The 19,742-nt window shown below is 39.3% G+C and carries 19 protein-coding genes; 15 read left to right on the plus strand and 4 right to left on the minus strand.

What is annotated here, in order from left to right; all coding sequences use genetic code 11:
- The first annotated feature begins 57 nt into the window (after window positions 1-57).
- Genes ureE through MKX14_RS09575 form a run of 5 tightly spaced genes read left to right on the plus strand, consistent with a single transcriptional unit; the run spans window position 58 to window position 2,922 of the window.
- The gene (ureE, locus tag MKX14_RS09555) at window positions 58-540 is read left to right on the plus strand and encodes an urease accessory protein UreE (RefSeq protein WP_133481662.1); all 483 of its coding nucleotides are present in this window, start codon (window positions 58-60) and stop codon (window positions 538-540) included.
- Window positions 527-1,192, plus strand: a complete 666-nt coding sequence (ureF, locus tag MKX14_RS09560; protein WP_046812719.1) for an urease accessory protein UreF — start codon at window positions 527-529, stop codon at window positions 1,190-1,192. The genes ureE and ureF overlap by 14 nt, the downstream gene beginning before the upstream one ends.
- Before the next feature lie 23 nt (window positions 1,193-1,215).
- Window positions 1,216-1,830, plus strand: coding sequence for an urease accessory protein UreG (gene ureG / locus MKX14_RS09565; RefSeq protein ID WP_046812718.1), 615 nt, complete (start codon window positions 1,216-1,218; stop codon window positions 1,828-1,830).
- Between the two features lie 9 nt (window positions 1,831-1,839).
- Window positions 1,840-2,409 carry a HupE/UreJ family protein gene (ureJ, locus tag MKX14_RS09570; protein WP_240282329.1) on the plus strand — a complete coding sequence of 190 codons (570 nt, stop codon included), beginning with the start codon at window positions 1,840-1,842 and terminating at the stop codon, window positions 2,407-2,409.
- Between the two features lie 57 nt (window positions 2,410-2,466).
- Window positions 2,467-2,922 (plus strand): hypothetical protein, encoded by a 456-nt coding sequence (locus MKX14_RS09575; RefSeq protein ID WP_345892615.1) that lies wholly within the window; start codon window positions 2,467-2,469, stop codon window positions 2,920-2,922.
- Window positions 2,923-2,994: 72 nt separating this feature from the next.
- Here the strand turns inward: MKX14_RS09575 and rsmD are convergent, their stop codons facing one another.
- Window positions 2,995-3,540, minus strand: coding sequence for a 16S rRNA (guanine(966)-N(2))-methyltransferase RsmD (gene rsmD / locus MKX14_RS09580; RefSeq protein ID WP_133481667.1), 546 nt, complete (start codon window positions 3,538-3,540; stop codon window positions 2,995-2,997).
- Window positions 3,540-5,558 (minus strand): penicillin-binding protein 2, encoded by a 2,019-nt coding sequence (gene mrdA, locus MKX14_RS09585; RefSeq protein WP_240282331.1) that lies wholly within the window; start codon window positions 5,556-5,558, stop codon window positions 3,540-3,542. Before mrdA ends, rsmD begins: the two co-directional genes overlap by 1 nt.
- Window positions 5,559-5,793: 235 nt before the next feature.
- On the opposite strand from mrdA, the gene MKX14_RS09590 reads away from it, so the two are divergent.
- The 9 genes from MKX14_RS09590 to MKX14_RS09630 all read left to right on the plus strand — a co-directional run bounded on the left by MKX14_RS09590 (window position 5,794) and on the right by MKX14_RS09630 (window position 16,557).
- Window positions 5,794-6,312, plus strand: a complete 519-nt coding sequence (locus MKX14_RS09590; RefSeq protein ID WP_108008629.1) for a hypothetical protein — start codon at window positions 5,794-5,796, stop codon at window positions 6,310-6,312.
- Window positions 6,313-6,373: 61 nt separating this feature from the next.
- Window positions 6,374-7,687 (plus strand): hypothetical protein, encoded by a 1,314-nt coding sequence (locus tag MKX14_RS09595; protein ID WP_108008627.1) that lies wholly within the window; start codon window positions 6,374-6,376, stop codon window positions 7,685-7,687.
- Window positions 7,688-7,773: 86 nt separating this feature from the next.
- Entirely contained in the window at window positions 7,774-8,427 is a 654-nt protein-coding gene (gene adk / locus MKX14_RS09600; RefSeq protein WP_240282332.1) for an adenylate kinase, read from the plus strand.
- Between the two features lie 186 nt (window positions 8,428-8,613).
- Window positions 8,614-9,945, plus strand: a complete 1,332-nt coding sequence (locus MKX14_RS09605) for an SWIM zinc finger family protein (protein WP_240282333.1) — start codon at window positions 8,614-8,616, stop codon at window positions 9,943-9,945.
- Window positions 9,936-11,573 carry a hypothetical protein gene (locus tag MKX14_RS09610; protein WP_240282334.1) on the plus strand — a complete coding sequence of 546 codons (1,638 nt, stop codon included), beginning with the start codon at window positions 9,936-9,938 and terminating at the stop codon, window positions 11,571-11,573. Before MKX14_RS09605 ends, MKX14_RS09610 begins: the two co-directional genes overlap by 10 nt.
- A 32-nt stretch (window positions 11,574-11,605) precedes the next feature.
- Window positions 11,606-12,688 carry an ATP-binding protein gene (locus MKX14_RS09615; protein WP_046812839.1) on the plus strand — a complete coding sequence of 361 codons (1,083 nt, stop codon included), beginning with the start codon at window positions 11,606-11,608 and terminating at the stop codon, window positions 12,686-12,688.
- A gap of 76 nt (window positions 12,689-12,764) precedes the next feature.
- Window positions 12,765-15,122, plus strand: a complete 2,358-nt coding sequence (locus MKX14_RS09620; RefSeq protein ID WP_240282335.1) for a DUF5682 family protein — start codon at window positions 12,765-12,767, stop codon at window positions 15,120-15,122.
- 3 nt (window positions 15,123-15,125) lie between these two features.
- Complete coding sequence (locus tag MKX14_RS09625; RefSeq protein ID WP_240282336.1) at window positions 15,126-16,310, plus strand: VWA domain-containing protein; 1,185 nt, start codon at window positions 15,126-15,128, stop codon at window positions 16,308-16,310.
- 64 nt (window positions 16,311-16,374) lie between these two features.
- Window positions 16,375-16,557: a hypothetical protein gene (locus MKX14_RS09630; protein ID WP_068564205.1), complete on the plus strand. Its 183-nt coding sequence runs from the start codon at window positions 16,375-16,377 to the stop codon at window positions 16,555-16,557.
- Here the strand turns inward: MKX14_RS09630 and nth are convergent.
- The gene (gene nth / locus MKX14_RS09635; RefSeq protein ID WP_060465437.1) at window positions 16,554-17,240 is read right to left on the minus strand and encodes an endonuclease III; all 687 of its coding nucleotides are present in this window, start codon (window positions 17,238-17,240) and stop codon (window positions 16,554-16,556) included. The two genes, MKX14_RS09630 and nth, sit on opposite strands and share 4 nt — an antisense overlap.
- Window positions 17,241-18,032: an RnfABCDGE type electron transport complex subunit B gene (gene rnfB, locus MKX14_RS09640; protein WP_032037251.1), complete on the minus strand. Its 792-nt coding sequence runs from the start codon at window positions 18,030-18,032 to the stop codon at window positions 17,241-17,243.
- 272 nt (window positions 18,033-18,304) lie between these two features.
- Between rnfB and gdhA the strand changes: the two genes are divergently transcribed.
- Window positions 18,305-19,708: an NADP-specific glutamate dehydrogenase gene (gene gdhA, locus MKX14_RS09645; RefSeq protein ID WP_017398662.1), complete on the plus strand. Its 1,404-nt coding sequence runs from the start codon at window positions 18,305-18,307 to the stop codon at window positions 19,706-19,708.
- Window positions 19,709-19,742: the final 34 nt, after the last annotated feature.

Here is a 19,742-nt window from a genome sequence, read left to right on the forward strand (position 1 = left end):
GATGATATGTCTCATTACTCTAGATATGAAAGAAATAAATAAGGAGAGAAAAGCTAAATGAAAATTTACACACAACGACTTGAAGATATTTCTCCTGATCAGGCATTTGAAACGGTTGAACTGACTTTTGATACCCGTCAAAAATCACGGTTCCGAGCGGCTTTAACGAGTGGCGTCGATATTGGTGCTGATTTACCGCGTACTGGCATTTTGCGTAGTGGTTCATATATTGCAACGCAAGAGGGCGATGTATTACGTGTTGATGCCAAGCCTGAGCGATTAATGCAAGTCACTGCTCAAACCGATTTTGATTTGCTTAAAGCCGCCTATCACTTAGGTAATAGACATGTACCATTAATGTTGACCCCTACAGCTTTGTATTTTGAGCCCGATCATGTGCTTGCAGAAATGGTAGAAGGTTTGGGACTTACGGTGACAGAAACCGATCATCCGTTTGAGCCTGAAAGTGGGGCTTATGCTCAGCATAGTCATGACCATCGTTTAAGCCCGATTAAAGCTTTGCACCATGTCCATTCATAGTGCCGCGCAATTACTGCAATTACTGACACTGTCTTCTACGGCATTGCCAGTTGGAGCGTATTGTTATTCGCAAGGTGTGGAAACGGCGATTGATATTGGCTTAATACATGACGAAACCTCGGCAATTGCTTACTTTGAAGAAGTGCTTGAGATGTTGTTGGTGAGGTTTGAGTTGCCCGTATTAAAGCGTCTTATGCAATATCATGATGACTCAGAACAGTTTCTGGTATGGGCAAATTTGTATAAGGCTAGCAGAGAAAGTAAAGAACTCTTGGCAGAATCTCAACAGCTGGCATTTTCTTTAAATGCGTGGATTAAAGATGTTTTAAAAAAAACAGTTGAAGTTAAAAAGCAGTTTGGTTTCGTGCCGGTCTATGCACAGCTGTGTGGCCGACTGGAACTCAACGACATGGATGTACTTACGGCTTATACCTTCACTGTTTTAGAAAATCAGGTTTTAGCCGCAGTAAAAACAGTTCCTTTAGGACAAATGGCTGGGCAAAGAATTTTATGGCATTTGCATGGTTTAGTCCCACAAGCGGTAGAGAAAGCTTTGAAGCTTAATGATGAGCAATTGAGCAGCGCTTTACCTCGTTATGCCATGCTGAGCATGAAACACGAAACACAATATTCACGGTTATTCAGATCTTAAGTTTAGGAAAAAGGATAAAAATCATGACAGAGCGTAGTCCATTACGAGTTGGAATTGGCGGACCGGTAGGTTCGGGTAAAACAGCACTTACTCTTAATTTATGTTTAGCCTTGCGTAATAAATACAATATGGCTGTGGTGACAAATGATATTTACACCAAAGAAGATTCAAACTTTTTAACCCGTAATGAAGCGATGTCGCCAGATCGTATTGTGGGTGTAGAAACTGGTGGTTGCCCGCATACAGCTATTCGTGAAGATGCTTCAATTAACTTGGCTGCAATTGATGATTTGTGTGAAAAATTCGAAGGCTTAGAACTCATTATTATCGAAAGTGGTGGTGATAATTTAGCTGCAACATTTAGTCCTGAACTTTCTGATCTAACTTTATATGTGATCGATGTAGCAGGTGGTGAAAAAATTCCTCGTAAAGGTGGGCCGGGTATTACCAAGTCAGATTTACTCATTATTAATAAAACTGACCTTGCGCCAATGGTAGGTGCAAACCTTGATGTAATGGACCAAGATGCGAAACGTATGCGCGGAGAAAAGCCATTCTTATTTTCAAACATGAAAACACAAGATGGTCTTGAAGAAATTATCCAATTTATTGAGAGACAAGGCCTGTTTAAAGCTTAAGGAGAGATTATGGACTTCATGAAAAAATGGAGTGTAGTGCTCCTTTCATTATTGCCAGCACTTGCAATGGCTCATCCGGGACATGACCATGCACATTCTGGTTTTATGGCAGGCTTTATTCATCCGTTTACCGGTCTAGATCATTTAGTCATGGCTTTAGGTTTTGGTGTCTTGTTGTGGTCAGCCGCTAAACAATGGAAAATTGCTGGTGTCATTACACTAAGCATTACTTTGATTGTAGGTTTTTTAGTAGGTGCTGAAGGTTTAGTACCAGCCAGTATTGCTGAATACAGCATTATCGCTTCTTTGATTGTTACAGCGATTGCATTATGGACAAAATCAAATCGGATTTTGCCTATTGCTGCTGCATTACTCGCAAGCTTTCATGGTATAGCGCATGGTGTTGAACTCGCACATGCGGGACATATTGTTGCATTAGTAGCTGGTATGGTTACTGGTATGGCACTTATCTATTGCTGTGGCTTAGCATTAGGTGCATTGTTTACGCGATATGTACCTTATGGCAAAAAAATTATGGGTACTTGCGCAGCAATTGTTGCAGTTATTGGTTTAAGTTAATTAAACCCTTGCAAAAAAAGGTAGCTTTAAGCTACCTTTTTGGATTTGCAAAATAAAATGTGTGTGCATAAAAGTATTTATATTGTTTTTACAGCGCTGATTATCTTTTACAGTGGATATGTTCAGGCCTATGATTTTTTTCAACCAGAAAGTGATTCTACTTTACTAGATACAGAGCAGTTATTAGATCAATCAGATTTAAACTTGGAACAAAGGCGGTTAGCCATTGAGCATGATGATGAAGTTAATAACTATAATGTGCTCAAAAACGAGTTTTATTCAAATGAGCGTTGGGTAATTTATAATTACACGGCCTATGATACCGGGCAACTTCAGAACAAAAACAGTAATGGTTTAACGAATCATATTGATATTCAAGATTTATCCATTTCAGTTGGGTATGGAGTTAATTATAGTGTTAATCCAAGACTGAAAATTGGTTATGAATATATTTCGAGTTTTCCTTATGATCGAGGTCAACTCATACGATTTTTTACGATCTATTTATTCTGAAATAAAAAATAAAAATAATCGAATTCAAATAAATAGATCAGGTAAATTAATTCTTTATAAAATCCTACATGTTTAAATTTTCTGATAAAGCCCTGCGTGGACTGTACCAGCTTTAGTGGTTTTTACTTGTTGCCATGATGCAGGAAGGTGAAGCTGAGATAAATCTCGGTCAGCTTCAACATAAATGTATCCATTATTTTTGATATGTGAATCTGCCAATTGAGCGAGCTCTTGCCATAGATCGAGACTATAAGGCGGATCTAAAAAAACTACATCAAATTGTTCTTTTAAGCGCGGTAATGCTTGCTGAGCAGTTGTATTGAATAAATGACAATTCTGCGCTTTTAAAAGCTGGATATTCTCTTTTAAAAATCGTGCTTGGGTCTTATCAGGTTCAATCATATAAACAGATGCGGCACCACGCGAAAGTGCTTCAAAGCCTAATGCACCAGAACCTGTACAGATGTCCAGAACCTGAGCATTTTGAATGTCCCACATGAGCCAATTAAATAACGTTTCACGAACACGATCTGGGGTGGGTCTTAAACCTTCAATACTTGCGAAAGGAAGTACTCGTCTTTTCCATTCGCCGCCAATTATACGTAATTGATTTTTCATTATTCATCGGCCTCATTGGTAGCAGGACGAGCAGGAGCAGCTTGCGGTGTTGATGCTGCTGGTTTATTGGTGGTAGCTGTAGCCGATGCTGGACCAGAACTTTCACCGCCGCTTGGAAGTTCACCTGGTTTAATACCTGCTGTCATTAACCCGCCATTGACTTGGTGATTTGCTGGACGAATCGGGTTTTTCTTACGAGTTAATAGCCAGTAATCAAACACAGGTCTTGCAAGTTGAGCAGCTGAACCACCATGACGACCATTTTCCCAAATGACTGCAATCGCAATTTCAGGTTTTTCGGCAGGGGCAAATCCAACGAATAAACCATGGTCAAGTTGACGTTCACTCAAAGCTGCTTCGTTATAGCGTTTACCCTGTGCAATACTCTTAACCTGTGCTGTACCTGTTTTCCCTGCAATTTGGTAGAGGGGAGTACGAATACCGCGGCCAGTACCTGATTGAATTACATCAATCATGGCATCACGCATTTGAATCCAGTCTTCATCAGTGCCGTTGAATTTGATTTTGCCATCAGGCGCATTACGTACTGTAAATGGTTTTGCACCATGCGTTGCGCGTAAAACATGAGGCGTTACATGAGAACCATGATTTGCCGTAATTGCTGTTGCCATCGCAAGCTGTAATGGAGTGGCTGTAAACGCGCCTTGACCAATACTGACAGAAATAGTTTCGCCCTTCATCCATTTCGCTTTACGCGTACGCATTTTCCATTCAGGACTTGGATAAAGGCCTTCACTTTCACTTGGTAAATCGACACCTGTTTTTTGACCAAATCCAAATTGGCGCATCCATTGGTTCATTTGATCAATACCCATTTGATGGGCAAGAATATAAAAATAGGTATCACAGGATTGCACAATCGCTTTATGCATATTCACGATGCCATGACCAGATTTCTTCCAGTCACGGAACTTATGTGAATCACCAGGTAGATGGAAATAACCAGGGTCAGAAATTGCTGTTGACCAGTCTACAATACTGTAGTGTAGGCCACCCATTGCTTCCATTGGTTTAATGGTAGAACCAGGTGGATATACACCCTGTACAGCGCGGTTATAAAGAGGTTGGTCTAAATTGTCACGTAGTGAACTGTAATCAGTATGACTAATTCCAGTCACAAACAAATTAGGGTTAAAACTTGGACTAGACACTAAAGCTAGAATTTCACCCGTACGAGGATCAATAGCGACAATAGCTCCACGACGACCTGCGAGCTGTTGAGAAGCAATAACTTGTAAACCGTAATCTAAAGATAAATAGAGGTCATTACCGCGAGTAGGGTCTTTACGACCTAAATGACGTAATATATTGCTATGTGCATCTGCTTCAACAGATTCATAACCCGGTGTTCCATGCAGTAGATCTTCATAACTTTTTTCAACGCCAATTTTTCCAATTAGGTTGGTCCCAGCATATAAGTCTTTATCAATACTTTTTAATTCTTTGTCGTTAATACGGCCAACATAGCCAATCACATGGGCAAATAATTCACCGTGTGGATAATAGCGAGTCATTTGTGTCTCGATTCTAACACCCGGAAACTTATATTTGGCTTCACTAAATTTAGCAATATTGGCTTCAGTTAGATTAAGTTTAATCGCGACGCGTTCAGTTTTACGGGCAGTTTTTATACGGCTTTTAAAACGGTCAATATCTTCTTGCGTTAAATCTAAAATAGGCTGTAATTGCTCGATGACACTATCAACATCTTCTACATCTGTTTTACTTAAAGTTGCTGTAAAAACAGGATAGTTATCTGCTAGTAATACACCGTTTCTGTCATAGATATAACCACGAGCAGGGGGAAGTGGTTGCAAGCGGATACGGTTTTTGTCAGATGCAGTTGAGAATTCATCGTAATGAAAAATTTGTAGATAAGCGTATCGGCTAATTAAGACTAATAAGCAGATGGTCACGATCCCTACGGCAAAAAAGATACGACCTCGATAAATGCGCTTTTCTTGCTGGATATCTTTTAAAGGAAAGTGCTGTTTCATAAGGATCGACTTAATGACATAGGGTAGAAAAATAGCTGCTTATTCTAACGCAAGAGCACTTAAAATATTGCATAATTTTCAAAGTTTCATTGCATTTTAATAAGATACTTTTTGACTTTGCAGACAACAAAATTGTAGATACTTGTATATAAGAAGCAAAATAATTCTGTTAAAGTCTCTCATTCAATAGAATAGGGTTGTTCTCACCATACGATTAGGGAAAATGGAGAAAATAATGAGAAAAATTTATCCCTTACTTGCAGTTTTGACGGTAAGTAATTGGGCCTATGCTCAAGACTACTCGTTTCTTCCAGAAGCAAAATTAGCAGATCATAAAGCATCTACCTGGAATGTGGGTGCAGGCGTTACTCAAAAATTATTACATCTTAACGGTGAGTGGGTAAATCCGTATGGTATTGCCTATGCGAAAGCCGGCGCATTTTTGAATGGTGACAAAACCGCTGGTGGTCAAGTTGGCTTCCGATATCCTTATTATCTTACTGGCACAGACAAAAATGGTTACTATATCGGTTTCTATGCTGGTCATCTTGATAGTAAAGAGGTCGATGGTGATTTTAAATCCCGTTTAGGTGCGGGTGTTGATTTGGCCTATGTGTGGTTAAATTCAGAAAGAATTAGCACTTTTAGTGTGGGTATCGGTGCGGCTGAAAAATTAACTGACCAGAACGGAAATGTTGCTGCAGATACTAAACCACAAATTCAATTTTCTTATTCTCTAAGTTTTGGTTTATAAAACAAAGCAGTTTATCGTTAACTCGCCATAAGCAGAGCACAAATAAATACGAGAGTCTTACATGTTAGAGTACGTCAGTGGATTGTGGCAGACCTTTTTACACAGACCTGATTTTTGGGCCGTTTTGAGTATTATTCCCGTAACGGCTTTTGTCACATGGGCACATGTGTGGATGGCTTTAAAAATGGTATTTTACCCAATTAAATTTTGGGGATTCCATTTAGGACCATTGCCAGTAGGCTGGCAAGGTATCGTGCCACGTAAAGCAGGACGTATCTCTGGGATTATTACCGATAACACTTTATCTAAATTAGGTTCATTGCGTGAATTTTTAGAAGCAATGGATCCTGAAGATATGGCGCGTATTATTGGTGAACAAGTCGGTTTTGAACTTGAACATCTTATTGATGAAGTCATGATCGATCGCAATGCGGTGCTTTGGGAAAATCTACCTTACTCAATTAAACGCCGTATTTATGCTCAAGCACATAAGCAATTGCCGGGTGTGCTAAAAGAATTAGTGACTGAGCTGACCATGAATGTAGAGTCACTGGTTAACATGCGTGAAATGGTCGTAAGCCAGATGGAAGGTGATCGCCGTTTAATGGTACGTATGTTCTTAAAGGTTGGTCAAAAAGAAATTAATTTTATTTGGCATATTAGTGCACTAATTGGCATGTTCTTTGGTATTTTCCAAATGGTGGTTTGGTTTGTAGTACCATGGCACTGGACAGTACCATTTTGGGCTGCAATTTGGGGCTTTTTAACTAACTGGATCGCAATCTGGATGGTATTTAACCCAATTGAGCCGCATTATATTCGTTATCCACAGATTTTTAGATTAACAAAAGATCGTAAGTTTCCATGGATTGTACCCGTTCTTCGAATTGGGACCTATAATGTCCAAGGCGCTTTTATGAAGCGTCAAGAGGAAGTCTCTGATGTGTTTTCGAGCGTAGTCACAGAAGATTTGATCACGTTAAAAACGATTATGACCGAAATGATGTACGGGCCGCGTAAAGATAAAACGCGCCGCATTGTTAAGCGTCATATTAACGAAATCATGGAAACCCCATTAGTTCGCACCTCTTTGCAGCTTTCTTTAGGGCCAAGAGAGTACGCAAGATTAAAGACGGACTTGATTGATCGTTCAATTGAAATTACGATGGGACCCGTATGTGACCCAGCACTGAACGCAAGCCGGGCACAGAAGATTTTTCAAATGTTTAAAGAGCGTATTCGTGAACTAACACCAAAAGAATTTCAGAATTTATTACGTCCTGCATTTCAGGAGGATGAGTGGATTCTTATTGTACTAGGTGGGGTAACCGGATTTATTGCTGGTACAATACATTTGTTTGTGGCTTTCTTATAATTCGATGTCAGGCAGGATCTATTGAAGATTAACGAGACTTTTTCTGCCGGACTTCATATTCATTGTTTTAAATGAGGATGTTTTTTATGCGCATTATTTTACTCGGACCACCTGGAGCAGGCAAAGGGACTCAGGCTCAGTTGATCTGTAAGCGCTACAATGTCCCACAAATTTCAACCGGTGATATGCTCCGTGCTGCGATTCGTGAAGGTACTGAATTAGGTCTAAAAGCTAAAAGTGTAATGGAATCTGGTGGTTTGGTTTCAGATGAACTTATTATCAGTTTAGTAAAAGAACGTATTGCTCAACCTGACTGTGCAAATGGCTGCATTTTCGATGGTTTCCCACGTACTATTCCACAAGCTGAAGCTTTGGAAAAAGAAGGGATTAGTATTGATCACGTGATTGAAATTGATGTTCCTGATGAAGAAATCGTAAAACGTCTTTCTGGTCGTCGTCAGCATCCAGCTTCTGGCCGTGTTTACCACACTGTTTACAATCCACCTAAAGTGGAAGGTAAAGATGATGAAACTGGTGAAGACCTTGTTCAACGTCCAGATGACCAAGAAGAAACAATTCGTAAGCGTTTAGCGTCTTATCACACTGAAACAGAGCAATTGGTTGGTTTCTATCAAGGTCGTGCTGCTTCTGGTGAAAATGCTCCAACTTATGACAAGCTTGATGGTTTGCGTACAATTGAAGATGTACAAAAAGATTTGTTCAACATCTTAGACAAATAATTTTTTTCTATAAAAAAACTGCCCAGTGGTTCCACTGGGCAGTTTTTTTATGTGGATAATAATTAACGACATAATGTGTCGCACTATGTAATAATAGTATGTGAAATTAAATTTAAAACATTTATAGTGTGGTTGATTGTATAAACCAAGACATTGAAATTAAAAAATTATTTTAAAGGGTTAATTATGTTGCTGACGATTCAATCTGATCAGGTGGAACAGATTATTCCAGATGCAAGTTCAGCGAAATCAGCTAAAAAACTAGCGAAATTTGAAGCGTGGAATAATATCTCAGGTTCAGTTGATCAATGGATTTGGGGGGAAATTCAAGGTAGCTCAATTTATCAAAGTGCAATTTTTTTACCCGAACTAAAGTGTGAATGTAGTTGCCCGAGTTTTAAGCGGCCTTGTAAACACGCTTTGGCATTATTATTTGTCTATACCGAGTATCAAGATAAATTTATTGTGCAATCGGATGAACAAAACATACCTGAGCGAGTACAGAAATGGCGTGATAAAAAAAACAAATCACTTGAAAAGAAAGAAAATAAAGTCAATAAGCCTATTGATGAAGAAGCCCGACTCAAACGCCAATTGGCGCGTGAGAAAAAAATGGATACTGGGATTGATGCATTACAAACATGGCTAAATGATGTTGTTACTCTAGGACTAGGTCGGTTACGTCAACAACAACACGAGAAATTCAGAGATATCCAAAGCCGTTTAGTAGATGCTCAAGTTGCAGGTTTGGTGAGTTATTTAGATGAATTTTCTAGTGCCTTGTATCAAGCCAACTGGCAAGTAGAAAGTTTATTCTGGTTGGCTAAATTACAAACTGCTATTCATCTATGGCAGAATCGTCATCGCCTTAAACCTGAGCTTTATGAAGAGTTAAAACAGTTATTTGGCGTTAATTTGCCAGCTGATATATGGGATAACATACCAGTTCATAAACTTGATCTTTACGCTTTAGGACAAGTGACGCATGAGTTGGTCAATACTCGGGGACGTTATCGTCGTCAATGGTTATGGGATAGTCAGAACCTGTGTGATTATTTGCTACTAGATTTTGAAATACCCCCTCATTCAAGCTTTGGAGTGACCTTACCTTATCAAAAACAATTGCCTATAAATGTCAAACTCTATCCTGTGATAAGCCAACAACGCTTACGTCTGGAAGATAATCTAATAACATTTAATGATTTAAACGAAGTGCTCATTTCACCTAGGGGATTTAAAAATTTTGACCAAGCATTTATTCAATATGCGAATGGCTTAAAACAACATCCTTTGCAATTAGTACGCTTTTTCTGGCTAGAGCAATTACGTTTAGTAAAGCTTGATAAAATAATTTATTTGGTCGATCAGGATCAAAAAATGTGTGAAATTGAAATTAAACAATTTGTTGAGTTGTGGTTTTTAGTGGGGGCAGAGCCATTCAGCGCTGGTGTAGAGTGGGATGGGTTGAAACTTAAACTTATAAGTATTTGGCAAGGAGGGCATTTTGAATGTCTTTAACCACATCATACAGTGAGTTTAATCAACAGTTACTTCTCAAACTGACTTTAGGACAGCAATTTAAGCAAGTTATAAAAATTCCTAAAGAATTGCTGGATTATGTTCCTAAAGAAATTGATTCAGCACAAGATTTATTGGTCTTAAATCAATATTGGGCACTGATGCAACTAGCAGGTTGTCAAACACGAGCTGTGCCTGAAAAAGTTCAAAAGAGTTTTGGTGAAACTGATCAGATACAAAATGAAAAGCAGCTAGATGATGAGCTTGTGCAAATTTTGAAATGGATTGTTGCGCAAGAGTCGCCATTTTTATATCAGGATTGGGTTAATCAAATTTTTGAACTTGCTCAACAGCAGCAGCAAGTGATTCCTCGTTATTTGGTGTTGAAGCTTCTACCACTGTGTCAGAACCCAGTGTTATTGGCCACTATTCTACCTGAGTTCGCATTTCAAGGTGATGTTACAACACGTGTGGATGATGCGAAAAGGGTATGGAAATATTTGAAACAACAAGATTCATCATCATTAATCCGTCAATTGTTGAAATCAAAAAATAGTGATTGGTCCTTACTGATGAGCCAATTGTGCAGTCAATTACCAGACTTTATTAACCAGCATATTGCGGAATTCTGGTCACAATCTATTCAGAAAAATCATTTGCAAAGTCATGCTGAAAGTCTAGTGACATATAACATGCCAGTAACCCAATTTGAAGCTTTATACCAGCATGTGAAAACACTAGAACCCCAGAATGCAGCGACAGTACGCAATAATGGTGTATTAGCTTTCTATTTATACTATCAAGATAATACCCTCTATAACGAGGTTATGGCGTTACTGCGTGCATGTTTGAGCTACGATGTTCAAGCCAGAAAAGTTAAATTCAACATTAACTTAGATCAAGATGATGCATTGAATGATTATGGTTTCTTTGATCGAGAAGCAAATTTGGTTGAAAGCCGTAAAAGTTTAAAGACAGTTTTCCAAAGTTCTCAAGTCGAACAGGCTTATCAGGAGTTTTGTGAAAGTTCAAAGGGCGTACTTTATCTCAAAAGAATTTTAATCCAATTACCACTTGCCTATTGGTTAGAATTATTTGGTACTTTGGATCATTTATTTTCATTACATTCGCGACAAAAAGATTCACTGTGGAGCGCATTTATTTTGTGCTGTTACCGAGAGCAGCGCCGTGATCTAGCTTTATGGTTTTATCAACATCAGACCAAATGGTGTGAAGCTGTGACAATATCAACTGGAAGCAGGATCGAGCGTGAGACAATCTTTGGTTTGCTAGATCAGGAGCCAGCAAGCAAATTATTATTAGAACAACTTGAGTCCTATTATCGAAATCAAGATTTAGAACATTTTTGGTATGTATTTCAAAGAGCAAAAGTTTTACATCAAGATCAGAAAATCTCAGAAATGGCAGCTGTGTTAATACAACACGCATATGGGAATTTGGACTTGCAGCAGGATCAAAATAAATTTGTATTACTAAAAGAGCAGGCACAATGGCTGATTTTGGAAGCTTATCCAATAGACTTCAGTTGTCTACAACCTCTTTTTTCTATTTCTGAATGGAAACAAATGATTCATTTTATTCAGTATAAACAAAAACTTATTGCTTAATGATCAATTAATCATAAATTAGGATAATCAACATGTCTCAACAAGTTTTACGTGCACGTGCAGAACAACAGTTTTCTCATGAATTAGATGCATTAAAGGCACATGACCATTTAGCAAAACCACCACAATGGCAACTTTCACCGAAAGCTGTTGTAGATTATTTATTGGGGACCACTTTAGCTGATGGAACTGTGATTTCACCTAAATATATTGGTAATCGCCGTTTAATGGAAATTGCAGTGGCAACTTTGGCAACTGACCGAGCATTGTTACTATTAGGGGTGCCGGGTACGGCAAAATCATGGGTATCTGAGCATTTAGCAGCTGCTATTTCTGGAAATAGTGCATTACTGATTCAAGGTACGGCTGGCACTAGTGAAGATACTTTACGTTATAGCTGGAACTATGCACAACTTTTATCTAAAGGCCCAAGTGAAGATGCATTAGTCAAAAGCCCGATGTTGCGCGCGATGCAAGAAGGTAAGATTGCTCGAGTAGAAGAGTTAACCCGTATTCCTGCAGATGTTCAAGATACTTTAATCACATTGCTTTCTGAAAAAAATCTCCCTGTGCCTGAGCTCGGTATTGAGTATCAAGCGATACAAGGTTTTAGTGTGATTGCAACAGCCAATAACCGTGATAAAGGGGTGAATGAACTCTCCTCTGCGTTAAAGCGTCGTTTTAATACGGTAATTTTACCGCCGCCTGCCACAATCTCAGAAGAAATCGAGATCGTACAAAAGCGTGTTCAGTCATTAGGTAAAAGCTTGCAACTTCCTGAGATTCAGCCTTTGGATACTCAAATTCAAAAACTGGTGACGATTTTTAGAGAGTTGCGTCATGGACAAACTTTAGATGGTAAGCAAAAGCTAAAAACCACTACGGGTACCTTATCAACAGCTGAAGCTATTTCTGTGATGAGTCATGGTTGGGTAATGGCTGGGCATTTTGGTTCAGGTAATTTAACTGACCATGAATTAGCAGCAGGTTTACAGGGTGCAGTATTAAAAGATCCTGTTCAGGATCTTGTGCCTTGGAAAGAGTATGTTGAAACTGTGATTAAACAACGCGAGGGTTGGCAAGACCTGTATCGTGCTTGTCGTGACTTAGAATAAAACCCAATAATAAATGACTTCATCCCAATCTTCTCCTCGAACAGGAGAAGATGTGATCGAAATAAAGGATAGAAAAATGCTGCATATTCTCGGTATTCGTCATCATGGGCCTGGTTCAGCACGTAGTGTATGTAATGCTTTGGCTTCGATTCAACCCGATTGTATTTTAATTGAAGGCCCACCGGATGCCAATCCAATCATTGCCCAATTACAACATGCCGATTTTAAGCCGCCTGTAGCATTGTTGTTGAATACTCCTGTACAAAAAGAAGTACGATTACAGGCGGTCTTCTATCCTTTTGCTGAGTTTTCACCTGAGTGGCAAGCTTTACAATATGCGCTGCGTCAGCAAGTTACAGTAGAGTTTATGGATCTACCTTTGCAACATCGTTTTGCATTAGAAAAACAATGGGCAGAACAACGTCTACAGAAAGCTTCGGTGGATGAACAGGCATTAACAGATGAGCAAGAGGTTGAGCTGAATCAGCAAGATGATATTGAGTCAGAATACAATCTGGAACAACATTATCTTTCGATTCGAAGAGATCCAATTCAATTATTGGCTGAACAGTCTGGCTATCAAGATAGTGAACGGTTTTGGGAACATCTAGTCGAACAGCAACCACATGCTGGACAAATGTTTACTGCTATTAGCGATGCGATGGCAGCTTTACGTGATCATTTGCTAAGCCAGCAACCTGAAAATTACAGTAGCGAAGATCAATTGCTGGAGCAGTATCGTGAAGCCTATATGCGCAAAGTGATTAAGCAGGCAGAAAAGCAAGGCTATCAAAATATTGTGGTAATTTGTGGTGCATGGCATGCACCTGTGTTGGCAGATTTAAAAGCTCAAACTAAAGCGGATACTGCTTTACTGAAAGGTTTGCCTAAAATCAAAGTTGATGCTGCATGGATTGCATGGACACATGGACGATTGAGTCGAGATAATGGTTATGGCGCAGGTGTACAAGCGGTTGGGTGGTATACCCATCTTTGGAAGCATTACCAACAAGCTTTAGATGGAAATGTTGATGGCGAAAAAATTACTATTGATTGGTTAAGTCAATTTGCCCAAGCCTTACGCCAAGCAGGCCATGACGCCTCTAGTGCCCAAATTATTGATGCGGTACAACTGATCCAATCTTTATTGCAATTACGTGGACGCCGTATCCCTGATTTGGAAGATTTGTTTGAGGTAATTCGCTCGGTCTTGAATCATGGTTTGGATATTCCACAACCGATTTTAGCTAAATTGCTTGAAGATGAGCAATTGGGACAAGTACCTGCTGAATTGATTGAGTTGCCAATTCAAAAAGACTTTTTACAGCAAGTGAAGCATTTTCGCTTAAAACTCGAAGCACCACATCGTGATATTACGCTAGATTTACGTGAAGCATTCGACTTGGCAAAAAGTCAATTTTTACATTGTATTAAATTACTTGGCATTGCTTGGGCAGAGTTAGCAGGTACAGGTGCGAAGCAAGGGAATTTTAAAGAAATTTGGCAGTTGTCTTGGCAGCCTGAAAGTAGTTTATATCTGAATGAAATGTCATTGTGGGGCAATAGCGTGCAACTTGCTACGCAAAGTTATGTAGAAAATCAGATCAAACAATGCGAAGATGTGGGGCAAATTGCTCAACTAATTGAAAGCATTTTATTGTCTGGTTTGGATCAAAGCTTAAATTTGGCTTTGGATAAACTGAATGAACTTACCACCCAGCATCAAGACCCAAGTATTATTTTGGCAACTTTAAAGCCATTAATTACCGCAATTCGTTATGGCAGCGTACGTCAGTTTTCGATGCAACATTTGCATCAAGTGGTAGAACATTTAGCGATTCGTTTGATGTTAAGTTTGCCAAGTTATTGTGTACAACTCAATGCTGAAATGGCCCAGCAGTTTGCTCAACAACTACAAGCCTTATATGAACTTTTAGAACAATTACAACAAGATGAATTATTACAGCTTTGGCAGGAGACCTTGCAACAGTTATTGCAGTTGGAACATATGCAAGCTTATTTGCATGGTTGTTGTGTACGTTTAGCACGAGAACAGCAGTTGATTGATGTGAAACAGACACAGGGATTTCTCTCACGAGCTTTATCGATTGGGCAGACGGCAGACTACAGTGCCGCTTGGTTTGAAGGTTTTCTCACTCATCAAGCTTTGTTATTGATTCATGAGCAAAGCCTTTGGGAAACCGTGAGCCAATGGGTCAATCAATTACAAGAGCAGCAATTTATTGAGTTATTGCCAATTTTGGCGAGAACAGCCTCCAGTTTTAGTCCTGCTGAAGCACAGCAATTAATTCAGAAAGTGACACAAAAAACGACCACAATCAAACAAGAGGTTGGTGTTTTAGACATCGAACGTGCTAAAACGGTATTAGATGAAATTTATACGTATTTGCAGCCTGTTGCTGTCGAGGTTTAAGTGATGAACATGAATGAAGAACTGATCACTTTAGAACAACCAGACCTTGCGGAACAAGAACGACGTTGGCGTTTAATTTTAGGACAAGCCCCAAATTCGACTTCGCATTTACCGAATTGGTCGATGCAAGATAGTAAGATGCAAGAGTGTTTGAATGAACTTTATCAGACGCAACAGCCTAATCGCCGTGGTAGTCTTGGGCATTCGAGTCCTCGAGTTGCGCAATGGTTAGGTGATATTCGTCAGTATTTTCCATCCTCGGTAGTGAAAGTCATCCAAAAAGATGCTTTAGAGCGTTTGAATTTACAGCAAATGTTGTTAGAGCCTGAATTGTTGGCGAGTGTTGAGGTTGATATTCATTTGGTTTCAACTTTGATTTCACTCAATCATTTAATGCCTGAAAAAACCAAAGAAACTGCGCGTATCGTGGTACGTCAGTTAGTAGAGCAGCTTGAAAACCGTCTAAAGCAGCCCTTGCAGCAAGCGATTAGAGGGAGTATGAACCGTTCAGCTCATACACGACGTCCTAAAAGCATGCAAGATATTAATTGGAAACGCACCATTCAAGCTAATTTAAAGCATTGGCAAGAAGACTTTAAAACGATTATTCCGCATGAATTACATGGGCATCCACGCCAACAAACGGCCTTAAAAGATATTGTACTCTGTGTCGATCAAAGTGGCTCTATGGCTCCCTCAGTGATTTATTCCAGTGTTTTTGCGGCGGTGATGGCAAGTATTCGTGCGGTCAGTACGCAAATGATTGTGTTTGATACCGAGTTAGCTGATTTAACACCTTTACTAGAAGACCCAGTGGATGTGTTATTTGGTACACAGTTGGGTGGGGGAACCGATATTGCTAAAGCGATAAAATACTGCCGTAGTAAAATCACTCGACCAGAAGATACTATTTTTATCCTGATTAGCGATTTGTGTGAAGGTGGTGATGCTAAGCAAATGCTCAAGCAGGTGGCTGAAGTGCTAGATAGTGGGGTGCAAGTCATTACGCTACTGGCATTGTCTGATGATGGTGCACCTTGGTACGACACTCAACATGCGCAGATCTTTGCTGATATGGGGATTCCAACGTTTGCTTGTACACCTGATCAATTTCCCGAACTAATGGCAACTGCAATTGAAAAACAGGATATTCATGCATGGTATGCAAGCCAACAAAATCTGACATAATAGTAGTTAAAGATTATATTAGGGCATATAACACTCAATGTTTGAGTGGATTGAGGATACTTCTTTGCTGAAAATTATTTTGATTGTAGTGGTAATTTTAAGTTTAGCTCTACTGTTGTTTTTATTGTATCAAAGTCAAAAAATGCTGCGTCATGTGCAGAAACAACAGGCTTTGGAAAATAAACTGAATGGTAAAGCACGACAATTACATCCCAAATTGCAGCAGTTTAAAAAACCTCAGGATTAACTGAGGTTTTTTGTTGGAATCGTTTTTATTGCGCCAAATTCAAAGCGATCAGGCCAGTTACAGACATCTGCAACAACACATTCTGCACATTTCGGTTTACGGGCGATACAACAATAACGACCGTGTAATATGAGCCAGTGATGTGAATCTAAAATAAATTCTTTAGGAATGACCTTAATTAAGCGGTGCTCAACCTCAAGTACATTTTTACCTACGGCTAAGCCAGTTCGATTACCCACTCGGAAAATATGGGTATCGACAGCCATGGTGGGTTGTCCGAAAGCCGTATTTAAAACCACGTTAGCTGTTTTACGTCCGACACCCGGTAAAGCTTCTAAATCTTTTCTGTTACTTGGAACTTCGCCGTTAAATTGTTCCATTAAAATCTTACAGGTTTTAATGACATTTTCGGCTTTTGCGTTATAGAGACCAATTGTCTTGATATATTCCTTTAACCCATCTACGCCCAAGTTATAGATTTTTTCAGCTGTATTCGCCACAGGGTAGAGCTTATCTGTTGCTTTATTAACACTTACGTCGGTCGCTTGAGCTGACAACATAACTGCAATAAGTAGCTCAAATGGAGATGAATATTTTAACTCGGTTTGAGGTGAAGGTCGTTGTTCGCGAAGGCGTTCAAAGAAAATTTGAATCTGCTTTTTCGTCATATTCTTGACGGCCATTCAGACCTCCTGTAATTGCATGAGTTGCTGTTGAAGTTCTTCAAGTTGAAGACGTTTTTTAGCATCTTCACGTACACTGAGTTGTTTTTCCAGTTTCTTAATTTGCGTACGAATTTTAGCTAATTCAATAGTCGTTTTTGCATCAGTTGACACAACCTCTTTGGGTTTCTCGATGAGCTCAATTGAAGGTACTTCATCAAGCGCCTGAGAGAACTGGGCAAACAGTTGGGTATCAATTTCAGCGCGTACTACAGGCCCTTTACGGTGAGTACGACGTTTTTCTTCGCGCTGAATGTGAGCGTAATAACGTTGTCTTAAATCATTTTGTTCAGCGATACGCTGTTGCTCATTTGGTAATGCTTGCGTGTCTTCGACCAAATCAATGCAATCTACCGGACAAGGTGGAATACATAACTCACAACCTGTACATAAGTCAGTCAAGATGGTATGCATGAGCTTACCACTTCCAATAATAGCATCTACAGGGCAAGCACTAATACATTTGGTGCAACCAATACATTCATCTTCCCGAATAATCGCTTTCATTCGCTGGGGACGACCATCGGCCTGTACAGGCCATACGCTAGTTTCAGCGGTTAACACAGGACGATTTAATAAATTTGCGAGTGCATCGGCTACAGGCTGACCACCTGGAACACATTTATTTGCTTCTTCACCTTCAGCAATCGACTTTGCGTAGGGTAGACATCCATCACGATGTCCACATAAACCACACTGAGTCTGTGGTAATAACGCATCAATCTCGCGTATGAGAGAAATAGATGAATTCATAGTGGGCAAATAGCTTGGTTAAAACGATGCGATAATGAAGAAAAACCTAAGTAAGGTCAATGGATTTTAACGAATTTATTGGCTTTTTGATTGACCTAAAATGTAGCTAATATTGCACAATAATAGATCAATAAAAATGAAAAGATAAATGACTATTTCTTATTTTTTAGTAGTTTTTCTAAAAATAAGTTTTTGATAATTAAGGTAAATAAAATAATTTAAAATAAGTATTGTTAAAATTGATGGAAAGGGATTTAATATTTTGCTGCTAAATGATGCATTTAAAAATGTATTGCACCAATTTAATTCATTACTATGCTGAGGACCGTGCATTGAAATACAACAACCTGAATGAATTCCTGAATTACGTGCAAGCGCGTGATCCGCATCAACCTGAGTTCTTACAAGCTGTCGAAGAAGTTATGACGAGTTTGTGGCCATTTATTGAAAAAAATCCGGAATATGCAGAGCAGGGATTGCTAGAACGTTTGGTTGAACCTGAGCGTGTGATTCAATTCCGTGTTTCATGGATGGATGATCAAGGTCAGACTCAAGTTAACCGTGCTTTCCGTGTTCAATACAATTCAGCAATTGGTCCATTTAAAGGTGGAATGCGTTTCCATCCATCGGTCAATCTATCAATTTTAAAATTTTTAGGTTTTGAGCAGACTTTTAAAAACTCACTTACTACCTTACCAATGGGTGGGGGAAAAGGTGGTTCAGATTTTGATCCTAAAGGTAAATCTGATGCTGAAATTATGCGATTCTGTCAGGCATTAATGATTGAGCTTTATCGCCATTTAGGACCAAATACGGATATTCCTGCGGGTGATATTGGCGTAGGGGCACGTGAAGTCGGTTATATGGCAGGCATGATGAAAAAGCTGAGTAACGACACCGCTTGTGTTTTTACTGGTAAGGGAATTTCATTTGGTGGTAGCTTAATGCGCCCTGAAGCAACTGGTTATGGTACGGTTTATTTTGCAGAAGAAATGCTAAAAGCCCGTGGACAATCTTTTGCTGGTAAAACTGTTTCCGTTTCAGGTTCTGGTAACGTTGCACAATATGCGGCAGAAAAGGCGATGTTCTTAGGGGCAAAAGTTGTTACCTTGTCGGACTCAAACGGCACAGTTTATTTAAAAAATGGTTTTACAGATGAGTTACTTGCTGAAGTAATGGAACTGAAAAACGTTAAACGTGGTCGTATTTCCGAGTTTGCTTCTAAACATGGTTTTGAATATTTTGAAGGAAAAACGCCTTGGCATATTCCTGTTGATATTGCTTTGCCGTGTGCTACACAAAATGAATTAACAGGTGAAGACGCTAAAACACTTATTTCTAACGGTGTCATTTGTGTAGCTGAAGGCGCTAATATGCCATCTACACTTGAAGCAGTTGAACATTTTATTGAAGCTAAAATTTTGTATGCGCCAGGTAAAGCATCTAATGCGGGTGGTGTGGCAACTTCTGGTTTAGAAATGTCTCAAAATGCAATTCGTTTAGGCTGGACCCATGCTGAGGTCGATGAACGCTTACATGCAATCATGAAAGACATTCATGCCAATTGTGTTAGATACGGTACTAAAGAAGACGGTAGTGTGAACTATGTAGACGGTGCCAATATTGCAGGTTTTGTAAAAGTTGCTGATGCAATGCTTGCTCAAGGTATTTTCTAAGATATAAATAAAAATCCGATGCATAAGCATCGGA

The organism is Acinetobacter pittii (assembly GCF_022449185.1).
Classification (GTDB): domain Bacteria; phylum Pseudomonadota; class Gammaproteobacteria; order Pseudomonadales; family Moraxellaceae; genus Acinetobacter; species Acinetobacter pittii_I.

Coding starts and splice junctions, on each gene's coding strand:
- ureE (WP_133481662.1), top strand. CDS start 58: ATGAAAATTTACACACAACGACTTGAAGATATTTCTCCTGATCAGGCA.
- ureF (WP_046812719.1), top strand. CDS start 527: ATGTCCATTCATAGTGCCGCGCAATTACTGCAATTACTGACACTGTCT.
- ureG (WP_046812718.1), top strand. CDS start 1,216: ATGACAGAGCGTAGTCCATTACGAGTTGGAATTGGCGGACCGGTAGGT.
- ureJ (WP_240282329.1), top strand. CDS start 1,840: ATGGACTTCATGAAAAAATGGAGTGTAGTGCTCCTTTCATTATTGCCA.
- MKX14_RS09575 (WP_345892615.1), top strand. CDS start 2,467: ATGTGTGTGCATAAAAGTATTTATATTGTTTTTACAGCGCTGATTATC.
- rsmD (WP_133481667.1), bottom strand. CDS start 3,540: ATGAAAAATCAATTACGTATAATTGGCGGCGAATGGAAAAGACGAGTA.
- mrdA (WP_240282331.1), bottom strand. CDS start 5,558: ATGAAACAGCACTTTCCTTTAAAAGATATCCAGCAAGAAAAGCGCATT.
- MKX14_RS09590 (WP_108008629.1), top strand. CDS start 5,794: ATGAGAAAAATTTATCCCTTACTTGCAGTTTTGACGGTAAGTAATTGG.
- MKX14_RS09595 (WP_108008627.1), top strand. CDS start 6,374: ATGTTAGAGTACGTCAGTGGATTGTGGCAGACCTTTTTACACAGACCT.
- adk (WP_240282332.1), top strand. CDS start 7,774: ATGCGCATTATTTTACTCGGACCACCTGGAGCAGGCAAAGGGACTCAG.
- MKX14_RS09605 (WP_240282333.1), top strand. CDS start 8,614: ATGTTGCTGACGATTCAATCTGATCAGGTGGAACAGATTATTCCAGAT.
- MKX14_RS09610 (WP_240282334.1), top strand. CDS start 9,936: ATGTCTTTAACCACATCATACAGTGAGTTTAATCAACAGTTACTTCTC.
- MKX14_RS09615 (WP_046812839.1), top strand. CDS start 11,606: ATGTCTCAACAAGTTTTACGTGCACGTGCAGAACAACAGTTTTCTCAT.
- MKX14_RS09620 (WP_240282335.1), top strand. CDS start 12,765: ATGCTGCATATTCTCGGTATTCGTCATCATGGGCCTGGTTCAGCACGT.
- MKX14_RS09625 (WP_240282336.1), top strand. CDS start 15,126: ATGAACATGAATGAAGAACTGATCACTTTAGAACAACCAGACCTTGCG.
- nth (WP_060465437.1), bottom strand. CDS start 17,240: ATGGCCGTCAAGAATATGACGAAAAAGCAGATTCAAATTTTCTTTGAA.
- rnfB (WP_032037251.1), bottom strand. CDS start 18,032: ATGAATTCATCTATTTCTCTCATACGCGAGATTGATGCGTTATTACCA.
- gdhA (WP_017398662.1), top strand. CDS start 18,305: ATGATGCATTTAAAAATGTATTGCACCAATTTAATTCATTACTATGCT.